The organism is Pseudoduganella sp. jia 12 (assembly GCF_055502675.1).
Map to the genome: position 1 here is coordinate 435141 of NZ_JBUXKP010000004.1, position 13118 is coordinate 448258.

The 13118-nt window shown below is 65.8% G+C and carries 10 protein-coding genes; 7 read left to right on the top strand and 3 right to left on the bottom strand.

Annotated features, from left to right (window positions below):
• The first annotated feature begins 4 nt into the window (after positions 1-4).
• The 5 genes from ACY65G_RS11165 to ACY65G_RS11185 all read left to right on the top strand — a co-directional run bounded on the left by ACY65G_RS11165 (position 5) and on the right by ACY65G_RS11185 (position 7253).
• Positions 5-1903, top strand: a complete 1899-nt coding sequence (locus ACY65G_RS11165; RefSeq protein WP_464997422.1) for a DUF3857 domain-containing transglutaminase family protein — start codon at positions 5-7, stop codon at positions 1901-1903.
• Positions 1900-3162, top strand: coding sequence for a TCR/Tet family MFS transporter (locus ACY65G_RS11170; RefSeq protein WP_464997423.1), 1263 nt, complete (start codon positions 1900-1902; stop codon positions 3160-3162). Before ACY65G_RS11165 ends, ACY65G_RS11170 begins: the two co-directional genes overlap by 4 nt.
• A gap of 274 nt (positions 3163-3436) precedes the next feature.
• On the top strand, positions 3437-4162 hold the full coding sequence (locus tag ACY65G_RS11175; RefSeq protein ID WP_464997424.1) for a hypothetical protein: 726 nt from the start codon (positions 3437-3439) through the stop codon (positions 4160-4162).
• Between the two features lie 120 nt (positions 4163-4282).
• Positions 4283-5041, top strand: coding sequence for a hypothetical protein (locus ACY65G_RS11180; protein ID WP_464997425.1), 759 nt, complete (start codon positions 4283-4285; stop codon positions 5039-5041).
• A 268-nt stretch (positions 5042-5309) separates the two neighbouring features.
• Positions 5310-7253, top strand: a complete 1944-nt coding sequence (locus ACY65G_RS11185; protein WP_464997604.1) for a metallophosphoesterase family protein — start codon at positions 5310-5312, stop codon at positions 7251-7253.
• Between the two features lie 160 nt (positions 7254-7413).
• On the opposite strand, the gene ACY65G_RS11190 is transcribed toward ACY65G_RS11185, so the two are convergent.
• Both ACY65G_RS11190 and ACY65G_RS11195 read right to left on the bottom strand, forming a co-directional pair.
• The gene (locus ACY65G_RS11190; protein ID WP_464997426.1) at positions 7414-8028 is read right to left on the bottom strand and encodes a hypothetical protein; all 615 of its coding nucleotides are present in this window, start codon (positions 8026-8028) and stop codon (positions 7414-7416) included.
• A gap of 243 nt (positions 8029-8271) precedes the next feature.
• Complete coding sequence (locus ACY65G_RS11195) at positions 8272-8895, bottom strand: SDR family oxidoreductase (protein WP_464997427.1); 624 nt, start codon at positions 8893-8895, stop codon at positions 8272-8274.
• 170 nt (positions 8896-9065) lie between these two features.
• Here ACY65G_RS11195 and ACY65G_RS11200 point away from each other — a divergent pair, with 170 nt between their 5' ends.
• Positions 9066-10010 (top strand): AraC family transcriptional regulator, encoded by a 945-nt coding sequence (locus ACY65G_RS11200; RefSeq protein ID WP_464997428.1) that lies wholly within the window; start codon positions 9066-9068, stop codon positions 10008-10010.
• Positions 10011-10152: 142 nt separating this feature from the next.
• Here ACY65G_RS11200 and ACY65G_RS11205 read toward each other — a convergent pair whose 3' ends face one another.
• Entirely contained in the window at positions 10153-12081 is a 1929-nt protein-coding gene (locus ACY65G_RS11205) for a CocE/NonD family hydrolase (RefSeq protein ID WP_464997429.1), read from the bottom strand.
• Between the two features lie 154 nt (positions 12082-12235).
• Here ACY65G_RS11205 and ACY65G_RS11210 point away from each other — a divergent pair, with 154 nt between their 5' ends.
• The gene (locus ACY65G_RS11210) at positions 12236-12694 is read left to right on the top strand and encodes a YXWGXW repeat-containing protein (protein ID WP_464997430.1); all 459 of its coding nucleotides are present in this window, start codon (positions 12236-12238) and stop codon (positions 12692-12694) included.
• Positions 12695-13118 lie beyond the last annotated feature (424 nt).

Sequence of the window (13118 nt, forward strand, 5' to 3'; positions counted from 1 at the left end):
TTCCGTGACGACTCCCTTCGCCCGCCTGCTGCTTGCTGCGTCGCTCTGCATCGCCGCCCAGTGGGCGCACGCCGATGGCCAGGGCCATGTGCGCGCCGTGCGCGAACGCACCGACATCGTGATCCGGGCGGACCACACGGTGGAGCAGACGGTCGACTACACATGGCGCGCCGTCGATGCCGCCGGTGCCGGCTCGCTCGGCCAGCAATACGTCAACTGGGACACGCGCCGCCAGACGCTGGAGCTGCTGGCCGCCGAGACGATCCCCGCCAGCGGTACGCCGATTCCCGTGGAGCCGTCGGCCATCCAGGTGCAGGACGGCATCCTGGGCGGCGTGTCGTTCCCGGAAAAACGCCTGCTGCAGGTGACGTTCCCGCAACTGGCCGCTGGCGACGCGATCCGCCTGCGCTACCGGCTCGTGCAGAAGGTGCCGGAACTGCCGGGCGGCATGTCGCACGTGATGTTCCTGCGGGACGACGTGATCCGCGACGACAGCGAGATCACGGTGCGCTACCCGCGCGCGCTGTCGCTGAAGGTGGCGCAGTACGGCCTGGCGCAGGTGGACGAACAGCCTGCAGCGGCCGTCACGGGCGCGAGCGGCGTGCTGCGCTGGCGCTACCGCGGCACGGGCACCGGCACGCCCGAGCCGAACGCCGCCAATGGCTGGCGCCGCACGCCGCACCTGATGTTGTCCACGTTCGCCGGCTGGCAGGCACTGGCCGATGCCTACGAAAAAGGGGCTGCGCCGAAAGCCGCCGTCACGCCGGCGATCCGCGCGCTGGCCGATGACGTGGCAGGCCAGGCCGCGGGCCCGAAGGAAACCGCGCGCCTGTTGTACGACTGGGTGCGCGCCAACGTGCGCTACGTGGCCAGCTATGTCGGCGACGGCGGCTGGGTACCGAACGATGCCGGCACCGTGCTGCAGCGCCGCTACGGCGACTGCAAGGACCACGTGGTGCTGCTCGAAGCGCTGCTGGCGGCGCGCGGCATCGCCGCATCGCCCGTGCTGCTGCGCGCCGACGGCGAAAACTTCACGCTGCCCGATATCGCCGTGATGTGGTTCGACCACGCGATCACGTACCTGCCCGAACTGGACCTGTACCTCGACGCGACCGACGACGCGATGCCGTTCGGCCTGCTGCCCGACAACGATGCCGGCAAGCCCGCGCTGGCCACGCGGCTGGCACCGGCGCTGCGCAGCACCCCGCTGCCGGATCCGCAGGCGTTTCGCGTCGAGCGCAAGGTGACATTGCGGGTGGCACTGGACGGTTCGGCCGAACGCGTTACCGACATCGTCGGCCATGGCCGCAATGCCGTGGCCGTGCGCGAGTTCATCGACAGCGTGGGCGCCGGCGGCATGGCCGACTGGGTGCGCCGCACGATGGCATCGAACGGCTACGAGGGCGACGGCAACCTGGAAGCGCTGCCGCAACCGCACGCCGGTACGCTGGGCGTGCGCTACACGGAACGCATCCGCAACTATGTCAGCCAGCCGGAAGCCGGCGTGCTGTCGTTCCTGCCCGGCATGAACGGGCCGGTACCGCTGGCCGGATTCGCCGGCCGCTTCACGGAACGCGAGCGGCAATACGATGCGCGCTGCGAACCGTTCGCCGTGGAAGACGACATGACGATCGAACTGCCCGCCGCGATGCAGGTGCTGTATGTGCCGAAGAACCTGTCGATCCGCCAGGATGGCCTCGACTACGAGGCCACCTATTCCCGCGACGGCACCCGCTACCGCATGGCCCGACGCGTGGTTGCCGGCAACCCGCGCGGCTGGTGCACGCCGCAGGAATACCAGGCGCTGCGTCCGGCCATGAACCGCATCAGCCGCGCCATGCACGGCCGCCTCGTGTTCGTGCTGGACGACACGGAGGTGGCGGCGGCCACCGTGCGGCCATGAAGGACGAGACCGGCGGCACCGCCGCGGCATCGGCCGCGCCCACGACGCCAGCCGCGCCGGTGAGCCTGAACTTCGTTTTGTTGTGCGTGTTCATCGACATGCTCGGCGTGGGCCTGATCATTCCCGTGCTGCCCGTGCTGGTCGGCGAATTCGTCGCCGCGCGCGAGCAGCAGTCCATGTGGTACGGCCTGCTGGGCGCCACGTTCGGCCTCATGCAGTTCGTGTTCATGCCGATGCTGGGCGCGATCAGCGACAAGGTGGGCCGCCGGCCCGTGCTGCTGTATTCGATGGTGGGCATGTCGCTCAACTTCCTCGTCACCGCGCTGGCGCCCACGCTCGGCTGGCTATTGGTCGGGCGCGTGATCGGCGGCATGTCGGCGGCCAGCATGTCGGTGGCGTCGGCCTATGCGTCCGACGTGTCGACGCCGGACAACCGGGCGAAAAGCTTCGGCAAGATCGGCGCGGCGTTCGGCATGGGCTTCATTGCGGGTCCGATGCTGGGCGGGATCCTGGGCGGCATCGACCTGCACCTGCCGTTCTACGTGGCGGCGGGCATGGCAGCCGCCAACTTCGTCTATGGCTGGTTCTTCCTGCCCGAATCGCTGCCGGCTGGACGGCGTGGCGCGTTCGACCTGCGCAAGCTCAATCCGCTCGGCGGCCTGGCCAGGCTGTGGCGGCGCCGCGAGACCCGCGGCCTGGTGGCCGTGTTCGCACTGGTGGCGCTGGCGCAGACGATGCTCCACACCACGTGGGTGCTGTACACCACGTTCCGCTTCGGCTGGTCGACCACCCAGAACGGCATCGCCCTGTTCTGCGTGGGCGTGGCCAGCGTGATCGTGCAGGCCGGCCTGCTCGGCGTGCTGATGAAGCGCTTCGGCGAAGTGCGGCTGTCGCTGCTGGGACTCGGCTCCGGCGCCGTCACCTACCTGCTGTACGGGCTGGCCACGCAGGGCTGGATGATGTACGTGCTCATCCTGTGCAACCTGCTGGCGTTCGCCGCGGGACCGGCGCTGCAGGGCATCATCTCGAAGGCCACGCCGGCCACCGAGCAGGGGGAGCTGATGGGATCGCTGCATGCGATCAACAGCGTGGGCGTGGTCGTCATGCCGCTGGCCGGCGGCTTCATGCTGGCCGAGGTCAGCCACCTGCCGCCATCGGACTGGCGCATCGGCGTCACGTTCTTTGTCAGCGCCACGATGCAGGCCGTGGCGATCCTCGTGGCGCGGCGCTGGTTCCGCGATCATCACAAGGCGCTGTAAGGGAGCTGGACGGCGATGATCGGCGCCGGCGCTGGCATTTACCGTACAGGAAAGTCGCCCGGTGCCCGAGCCGCCGCCTGGCTTCGCTCTTGAATTCGTCGGAACACCAGTCCCGGAACTCGAACGCCAGCATCCACGAAGCGGACTCCGGGCCCACTACAGGCCGTCCGGCGGCAACGGGTGCGGATTGGCACCCTAACTGTTCAATCCCATGATTACCGTGGCGCCCGGCCACGATATATCATCTTCATTCGATAGATTCTACGAACAGTGGATGAATGCAGGTACCTGGGCAAAGCCGGCATGCGCAAGAAGGTTGGTCACCTGCGGTGCGATCGCTGCCGTTCACGCCATCCTTCTGGTCTCATATACCCCACGAAAACCGGCTGTCCTTGCCACTTCACCCGAACGGAACCGTACGATCTTCCTGGCTGCGCCGAGGCCCGCCCCGCTTGTCATCGAACGTGCAGGCCCCCGCAAGCCGTCGCAGAGCTTGCCGAAAAAAACGTTGCAGGCGACGGATCTGCCCGGCCAGCATGTCGCTGCCGACGAGGCTGGCGATTCCGACGAGAATACCGCTCCCGACGACGTTGCCGCCAAGGCCAATGTTCTGGCGATTGAACACACGGCCGATGTCGACCCGAACTGGACTACAGGCCAATCCGTGAAATCGCCACCCATTACCGATATCAAGGCTTATTCCCTGTCGCTGGCAGGAAAGGCCGATGCGGCATCCCGACAAGGAAAGCTGGCTGCCTTGGCCCCTGTCGATACTCCATTCAAGCGGATGCAAAGCAGGATGGCGCAGGCCGCCAGGGTTGGCGGAAACAGCACCACGACGGCAATTTCCTCATCAGGTGAACCGATAACCATCCTCACGCGCAATGGCAAGAGGCGTTGCTACGTTAAAGTTTCCACCAGTGTGGCGCCATCCGCTGTATTCGATAACAGGGGAAGCGGACGCTCCACCGAAGTTCAATGCCCGAAAGAGGTGCCATGATCTAGCGTCGGATGTCGGGGCCTTGACGCCATTTTATCGTCCGCAATGAGACGGTGCTGCCACTCGGGCCGGCCCGAAATATTGTGATCGAACTTCACCTTCACGAATTTTCATATCGCCATGCACGCATCCAGATTCCTCGGCCTCTTGTTCGTCTCCCTGCTCCATATTCCAGGGGAGGCCCCTGCGAACACCCGTGAACACGAAATACAACCTGATCCAGTCGCGGATTCGGTCGTCAATGTGACGGGAATCAGGGATCCGGATTGGAAGCCCTATAGTTCGATGCTCAAGGGCGTACGCCGTTTCGAGGAAAAGCATGACCTCGCCCCTGATGCCGAACTGCGATTCATCCTGGTGCCCCGCCGGCCAGGCGTCGATATGAACGCGCTTCAGCTCAAGCTGCAAAGCGACGAAGCCAGCCTGGACATCGCACTGGAACCAAAGAATATCTTTATTCTGCCCGTCGAACCTGGTCTGGCGCGGGACAAGGCCGAGCTGATGCTCAACCGAAAGGCCGGATCGGTGACATGGCTTCCCTATGTCAGAAGCCCCACGACAAGCGATACCGTCCGCCGCATGGGCGACCTGAGACTCGCGTGCGAAGTTCATTGGGCAATTGACAGGGAAACATTACCTTTTGCGGCGCGAACCTCGATCAGTGCCCTGGGTGGTCCATGTAATTTCGTTTCGCAAAAGGGCACCTACAGTTTCTCCGAGCCCAGGCGCATCGTCCGCGCGACGATCAGCCTCGACGGAAAGACCGAGTCCGTACCGGTGAACGGCTACTCGTTTACACCGCCTTTGCGGGAAGAGCGCTGGCGTAACGATAGCGTGATCGAGCTGCAGTTTGCGGAAGATCCTCCTGCCGGATCATGATCGTTGCGCGCTTCCGGGTCATGCCAGGAAAGCGTCGATCGATCGCTGGTGGATGGGATTAACGTTGAATCGGCGCTTCCCCGGTCCGCTTCCGAATGACAGGTGTCCTGCGAGCGGCAGCAATTCATCGGCGTGGGCCACTGGTCGTCAGGTGCGGCTATGCCGTCTGCATGCCCAAGCCATCCGGCGCGTCTGCTACACTCAGCTGTTATTTACCGGATAGTGCACCAGATTGATCCAGACTCCCTCCCCCGATGGCCTGCCTCCCGTGCTTGTTGGTCCCATCCTGCGCCGCCTCGAGCCGGGTCGGCTGGTGCTATGGCTGGTCGGCAGTGCACCGCTCGACCTGACGCTGGTGCTGGCGCCCAAGGAAAGCGTGCCGCGGCGCCTGCGGCTGGACGCGCGCAGCTGTCGCGTGGTGCGCGTCGGTCGCCACGCCTGCGTGCACCTGATCGATGTCGGGCTGCCCGAGCCACTGCCGCAAGACACGATCATCGAGTACGACCTGCTCGTCACGCTCGCCGATGGCAGCGAGGCAGGCATCGCGCACTGGGCCCCGCACCTGCTGCATGCCGGCGCGACGCGACCGGACATGGTGCTGCGCAGCCGCAGCGACAATATCCTGTTCGGCTCATGCCGCAAGCCGCATTTTCCGGCGCCTGACGGCCTGGCGCGCGCCGACGCCTTGCTGGCCGATACCGTGGAACGGCCAGACGAGCGGCCGGCCATGCTCATCATGTGTGGCGACCAGGTGTATGCGGACGACGTGGCAGGTCCGACGCTGGCGGCGATCCACGCGCTGATCCGGCGCCTGGGCCTGTATGCCGAATGCCTGGAAGGCGCGGCGGTCGCCGACAGCGAAGCGTTGTATCGCCATGAGGCCAGCTATTACCGGCGCGAAGAGCTGCTTCCGGCGTTCAACGCCAACGAAGCGCTGCGCGAACGCTTCTTCGGCGGCAAGGAAAAGCCGATCTTCACCACGGCGAATGCGCAGAATCACCTGATGACCCTGGCCGAGATGATGGCCATGTACCTGCTGGTCTGGTCGCCCGTGCCATGGCGGCTGGTGGCGGATGCGCCGCCGCCTGCGCTGGATCCCAAATATGCGGAGCGCTGGCGGCGCGAGTTGCAGGTCATGGAAGGATTCTGCGGCGCCCTGCCGCAGGCCGCACGGCTGCTGGCGCACGTGCAGACCCTGATGATCTTCGACGACCATGACGTCACCGACGACTGGAACCTGTCGGCCAAGTGGGAAGCCGCCGCCTACGGCCACCCGTTCTCGCGCCGCATCGTGGGCAATGCGCTGACCGCCTACATGCTGTGCCAGGGCTGGGGCAATCGCCCCGATGTGTTCACGAAGGCACTGGACGAACTGGACGCGTTGACCGCCACGGCGGCTGCCGATGACCGGCTGGATGCGCCGGTCCAGGACGCGCTGGTCGACCACCTGCTGTCGTTCCGCCAGTGGGATTTCGTCCTGCGGACCAAGCCCACGGTCATCGTGCTCGATACCCGCACCCGGCGCTGGCGCAATCGGCGCCACCCCGGCCATCCGTCTGGGCTGATGGACTGGGAAGCGCTGACCGAGCTGCAGCACGAGTTGCTGGACGAAACGGCCGCCGTCATCGTCTCGGCCGCGCCCATGTTCGGCGTCAAGCTGATCGAGGTGGTACAAAGGGTCGCCGCCTTTGCCGGCCAGGCCCTGATCGTCGACGCCGAGAACTGGATGGCGCATCGCGGCGCGGGCAGCAGCATGATCAATATCTTCCGCCATTCGCGCACCCCGGCCAACTACGTGATCCTGTCGGGCGATGTGCACTATTCCTTCGCCTACGATGTCGAAGTGCGCGAGTCGGACCGCACGCCGCATATCTGGCAGATCACCAGCAGCGGCATCAAGAACGAATTCCCGCGCCGCCTGCTCGACTGGCTCGATCGCCTCAATCGCTGGCTGTATTCGCCGCGTTCGCCGCTGAACTGGTTTACCCAGCGCCGCGATCTCGCCATCACGCCGCGCCTGCCCGACCAGCGCAAGCAGGGCGAACGCGTCTGGAACGGCGCCGGCGTCGGCCAGGTGTGGCTCGACGCGCAAGGGCGGCCGGCGCGCATCGTGCAGCACAACGCCGATGGCCGGCCGTCGACGCGGTTCCTGGCGCCGGAGCATGGCACATCCGCGGCGGCGGCGGCCGAGGATGCGTTGACGAAGCGTTAATTCGTGGCGACGGGCCTGGCCTTCTTGCAACTTACGCGGCGTGACGAGGAAGCAGGGAGTCCAGGCGGCTCGCCACCATGATGGCGAATGCGGGCATCGAAGCGGCAGGCGCTGGTCTGTCATCGTTACCGATGGACAGGGCGGGCGCGTGACGCGCGGCTCAAAGGTCGTCGTAAACCCCAAGTTCCTCGAGCTTGACGAAGGTCGGGTGCGTATTGACCAGAACCCTGTGCTTGCTTGCAGGCTGCGAAGCGCGCGCTTCCTGGGTATCCTGTCCGCGCTTTCGACCTGTTCCATTGGTCAGCAGCATATAGCCCTTGTATGCTGTGACTTGAGCGGTCTTGTTCCGTTTTTTGATGCGGCCGGTGAAATCGAGCGCGAACCGCGTGAAGTCCATATCGCCACCCTTGCAGACCCAGAGCCGGATGTCCGATACCGTTGTCGGCAAGCCCGCATTGACCAGCCGCCGGATGAGACCCGGCACATCGAGGGTGGTTCCGTTGACATCGCCATTGGAAGCTGCATAGCCTTCCGCCGCGTAGGATTGCTGCCATGGCGTATCGCCGTCGGCCTTGATGCGCTCGACTCCCCGCATGCCATGGCCCACGATGTACAGGCGATCGCCGCCATCGAGATCGCTCAACGAGTCGTCGCGGGCGCGCGCCGTGTAGCTCTTTTGCCGTTTGTGGTTGCGTGCCTGGGCATCCGTGGCGTATTGCGTGAGCTGCGGCATGAATGATCGGTTCGGCCAAGGAGAATACATCACGACTTGCATGGGCCACCTCCTGGAAGTTTGCGATCCCAGTATAGTCCTTTGACCGTTGGCGAACGTGGGCCATCGGGAAAAATCTGCGGAAATGCGGTTCTGTGTGCACAACGAGAACTGCAGGCCAGCGTCGCCAGAATGCGAACCGACACAATCCAGCAGCCGGAGCTGATCAGGCTTCTCGGAGCGAAAGCCGGCCGATTCCTGCGCGCAGCAACGCAGGCGGGAACCGGCGGGCAGGTGGCCAACCCATCATGCAGGACAGGCAACCAGCTCGTCCGCCTCCTCCACCGCTACACCGATCGCATCGGCCACGGCACCCGCGCCGCCGGCCAGGTCGGGCGCAATGACGGACACGTGGATATCCCGCTCTTCCTGCCGCAACGCTGCGGAAATCGCCAGCAAGGCGCCGGCCGTTGCGCCCTGCAGCGCTTGCGCCGGGCCGGGTTCCGCGCTCGATGCCAGGCTGACGACGTGGCCATGGCCGGCGCGCTGCATCAGCGGCAGCACGGCGGCAATCGCATACAGCGCGCCGCGCACGTTTACGTCGAGCATGCGGTCCCATTCCAGCAGTTTCAGCGCATCGAGCCGCGAAGGCGCGTGGACGCCGGCGGCGTTCACCAGCACGTCGATGCCGCCATGCCGGTGAAACGCGGCCAGCACGAAAGTCTGCACATCGTCGGCATCGGTCACGTCGACGATGTGGCATTCGGCACTCCCGCCGGCGGCGCGGATCTCGGCGGCCAGCAGCACCAGCCGGTCGATGCGCCGCGCGCCCAGCACCACGTGATGGCCCCGCGCCGCGAGCTCGCGCGCGGTGGCGGCGCCGATGCGGCCGGTGGCGCCCGTGATCAGTACGATTTTTTGTTCAGCCATGTGTGCCCTCCAGCATGATGTGGTGCGATGTCCAGCGATGTTGCCAGTGTAGGCCGGGAAGCCGGCAAGAGGTTGCGCGAAGGTTTCGAATCATTGCCTGATCCTCCACGCACGGCCACAGCGCGATGCGCCAAGGGCATAATTACTGCCTGAAACAACAGGAGAGGATCATGACGGCTACCGGACGGCAGGCGCGGATGGTGGAACTGATGGGCGTGCTGGCGCCGGACGAAGGGTACACGCTGTGCGGCCTGCCCGGCGTGAAATTCATGCGCGCCCACGCCGTGCGCCCGCGCGGCAAGGCGTTGTACGAGCCGTGCATCGTCATCGTCTGCCAGGGGCACAAGCGGGGCTACCTGGGCGGCGAAGTATTCGATTACCACGCGCAGCAATTCCTGGTGCTGTCGGTGCCGCTGCCGTTCGAGGGCGAGACCGTGCGCGCTTCGGAGGCCGAGCCGATGCTGGCGATCTCGATCCCGATCGACCTGCAACTGGCGGCCGAACTGGCCCTCGCCGTCGACGATGCACAGTCGGGCATCGCCGCGCACGCCGCGCCGCGCAGCATGATGGCCTCGAAGCTGGACGATGCCCTCGGCGACGCCGTGCTGCGCCTGCTCGGTGCGCTTACCAGCCCCGTCGAAACGCGGCTGCTGGGGCCCGGCATCCTGCGCGAAATCCTGTTCCGCGTGCTGACCGGCGAACAGGGCGGCGCGTTGCGCGCCGGCCTGGCCCACCAGACGCAATTCGCCAAGGTGGGCAAGGCGCTGCGGCGCATCCACGCCGATTACCACCGGCCGATCGACGTGGCCACGCTGGCCAGCGAGGCGGGGATGAGCCAGGCCGCGTTCCACGCCAGTTTCAAGGCGGTCACGCAGACGTCGCCCATGCAGTACCTGAAGACGACGCGGCTGCACAAGGCCCGGCTGCTGATGGTGCAGGATGGCTTGACCGCCGCCACCGCATGCGGGCGCGTCGGCTACGAGAGCAGCTCGCAGTTCTCGCGCGAATTCAAGCGCTTCTTCGGGCGCACGCCCGTCGAGGAAGCGCGGGAGATGCGCAGCCTGCTGGCGCAGGCGCCCGGGGCGCGCCCGACGCCTTACGTCAGCGCGCCGTAATGCCGAGCCTTCACGGTAGAGCTCGTGTCCACCTTGGGGGCAACCCCATTTTCGGACACGAGCTCAACAATACAAAAGCCGAGCTCGTGTCCGCTTTCGGGGTTGACCCCATGGTGGACACAGGCTGGGCAGTGGCGATGGGTCAGGGTGGAGTCGGCACCACCGGCAGCTCGATTGCGCTTTGCAGCGCCGGGGTGTGGTACACGCGCTGGGTGGCCTTCACGTAGTCGGCCGGCTGCGCATGGAAGATATTGGGCACGTAGCGCTGCGGGTTGCGGTCGTACAGCGGGAACCAGCTGGACTGGATCTGCACCATCAGCCGGTGGCCGGGCAGGATCACGTGGTTCACGTTCGGCAGCGCGAAGCGGTAGCGTTCCGGCTTGCCGGCCGCGATGGCCGCCGGCGTCTGCAGGCTGTCGCGGTAGCGGCCCCGGAAAATGTCCATCGACAGCGGCAGCTGGTAGCCGCCCAGTTCCGGCTGCGACGGCACCTCGTCGGGATAGACGTCGATCACTTTCACGACCCAGTCGGCATCCGTGCCGGAGGTGGACGCGAACAGGTTCACCATCGGCGCGCCGGCCAGGTGCAGCGGCTCGCGCAACGGCTCGGAGACGTAGGTCAGCACGTCGGGCCGGTCGGCCACGAAGCGCTGGTCGCTGACGAGCCAGGGGCGCCACACGTCCGGATCGCCCATGCGCACCGGCCGCGGCACGAACGGCACGGGCTTGGCGGGATCGGAGACGTATTCGTCGTACTCGCCGCCACCGGCCGGCGCCTTGAACGACAGCTTGAAGCCGTCGTCCAGGTAGACGGGTTGCGCGGGCGCCAAGCAACCGGTGGCGCATGCGAGGGGCCAGCGCTGCAGCCGCTGCCAGCGATTCGTGCCTGTCTGGTACGACAGCACGGGCGGCGTATCCGCCTTGGGCGCGCCGTCTTTCAAATGCTCGTCAAGGAAGGGCTGCATCACGTCGCGCCGGAATTCGAGCGCCGTATCGCCGGTGAATTTCAGCACGCCCAGCGACGAGCCCTCGTAGTTGACGCCGCTGTGCCGCCACGGCCCGACGACCAGGTAATTCAGGTCGTTACCCTTGTCCTGCGGCTCGAGCGCTTCGTACACGGCAAAGGCGCCGTAGATGTCTTCCTGGTCCCACTGCCCCGTCACCGTCATGGTCGGCACCTTCAGCTTGCGCGCGCCGAGCAGGCGGTCCAGCGCCTGGTGCTGCCAGTAGCTGTCATAGGCCGGATGCTCGAACAGTTTTTTCGTGTACGTGAGCTTGTCGAGGCCGAACTCGCGCGCATAGCCGGCAGCGGAGCCGGCGCGCAGCATGCCGTCGTAATCGTCGTAGACGCCGGTGGCCAGCGGTTCGCCGCGGCCGCGCACCGTGGTCTGGGCATTCACGAAGGCCAGCGACGGCATGCGGAACGCGCCGTTGTGGAACCAGTCGTCGCCGCGCCAGCCGTCGACCATGGGGCTCATCGGCACCGCTGCCTTCAGCGCGGGGTGCGGGTCGGCCAGCGCCATCAGCACGGTGAATCCTTCGTACGACGAACCGAGCATGCCGACCTTGCCGTTCGATTCCGGCACGTTCTTCACGAGCCAGTCGATGGTGTCCCACGCATCGGTGGCGTGGTCCGTTTTCGTGGCGTTCAGCGGGCCGCGCAGCGGGCGCGTCATCACATACTCCCCTTCGGAAGCATATTTGCCGCGCACGTCCTGGAACACCCGGATATAGCCGGCCTGGACGAACGTCTCGTCGCCCTGCGGCAGCGTGGCCAGCATGTTCGGGCTCCTGTTGCGCTGGGCCCGGCCGGCCGCGTTGTAGGGCGTACGCGTCAACAGCATCGGCGCCCGCTTCGCGCCCCCTGCCCCCTTCGGCACAACGATCACCGTGTACAGCTTGACGCCATCGCGCATGGGAATCATCACCGCGCGCTTCACGTAGTCCGCCGACGCCGCGGGCGGCTCGAACCTGCCGCCGATATCGGGCGCCATCGGCGGCGTCTGCGCCATCGCGCCGGCAACGGGGCCGGACATCATCAGGGACAAGGCGGTGGCAAGGCGCAGCGACATCGGTTCCTCCAGGGCTGGGTAATCGCCGATGGTACCGCGTGGTTTCCTTAATGGCAACGAAACAATTGCTTACAGAGAAGTTGGGTGCCGGCACACTGCCGTAACAACTGCAAGCCAATAATGAAGCCATACCGTTCACCACAAGGAGTACATCATGAAGAAACTGCTGATCGCCGCGATGTTTGCCGCTTCACTGGGTTCCATCGCCGCACCGGCCATGGCCGCCACGGACATCATCGTCGTGCGCAAGGCGCCGCCGCCACCGCGCCATGAAGCGGCGCCCGCGGTCCGCCACGGCTATGTGTGGACGCCCGGCTACTGGAAGTGGACCGGCCACCGCCATGCATGGGTGAAGGGCAAGTACGTGAAGGCGCGCGCCGGCTACCATTGGGCCGCCCCGAGCTGGCAGGAACGCGACGGCCGCTGGCAGTTCGCGCGTGGCTCGTGGCAGCGCGGCGACCGCGGGGTGGATCGCGATCGTGACGGGGTGCCGAACCGCTATGACCGCGATCGCGACAATGACGGTGTGCGCAACCGCCATGACCGCGACCGCGATAACGATGGCGTGCCGAACCGCCATGACGACCGGCCGGACAACCCGCGCCGCCATTGATGGCCCGTGCATGGCCTGCCTTGACGGGCCAGCATGAACTTGCAAGCATCGCCGGTACCAGAATCGAAGTAGACCTGCAGCCGTATGGTTTTCTTCGTTTTGGCGCCAGATATACAGTGTTCTTTTGTCGCGTAACGATGGCCAATCCGGGTCGTTTCCACGCTGATAGTTGACAGTGGTTCGTCTTGCTGCGCAGGTCGAAATATGCTCATAGGGGTCCGAGCAGAGGCTGAACCAGGACGGACGATTGCGTCTTGCCGAATTAACAATCCAGGACGTTGGCATTCAACGCCAGGCTTCGTCGGCGAAATACCTCAAGAAACGCCATAACGCTTGGCAGGAAGTGTCCGTCCAATCGTGGGAAGCCCGAACCGCAGGCGCCGACGCAGTTCGAACTAGCCTCTGGCGTTCAAGCGGAAGCTGG

What these genes read in the sequence shown, in the direction of transcription:
- ACY65G_RS11190 (WP_464997426.1), bottom strand. Translation starts at nt 8,028, where the DNA reads ATGCAAGTCGTGATGTATTCTCCTTGGCCGAACCGATCATTCATGCCG.
- ACY65G_RS11180 (WP_464997425.1), top strand. Translation starts at nt 4,283, where the DNA reads ATGCACGCATCCAGATTCCTCGGCCTCTTGTTCGTCTCCCTGCTCCAT.
- ACY65G_RS11200 (WP_464997428.1), top strand. Translation starts at nt 9,066, where the DNA reads ATGACGGCTACCGGACGGCAGGCGCGGATGGTGGAACTGATGGGCGTG.
- ACY65G_RS11205 (WP_464997429.1), bottom strand. Translation starts at nt 12,081, where the DNA reads ATGTCGCTGCGCCTTGCCACCGCCTTGTCCCTGATGATGTCCGGCCCC.
- ACY65G_RS11170 (WP_464997423.1), top strand. Translation starts at nt 1,900, where the DNA reads ATGAAGGACGAGACCGGCGGCACCGCCGCGGCATCGGCCGCGCCCACG.
- ACY65G_RS11210 (WP_464997430.1), top strand. Translation starts at nt 12,236, where the DNA reads ATGAAGAAACTGCTGATCGCCGCGATGTTTGCCGCTTCACTGGGTTCC.
- ACY65G_RS11175 (WP_464997424.1), top strand. Translation starts at nt 3,437, where the DNA reads ATGAATGCAGGTACCTGGGCAAAGCCGGCATGCGCAAGAAGGTTGGTC.
- ACY65G_RS11195 (WP_464997427.1), bottom strand. Translation starts at nt 8,895, where the DNA reads ATGGCTGAACAAAAAATCGTACTGATCACGGGCGCCACCGGCCGCATC.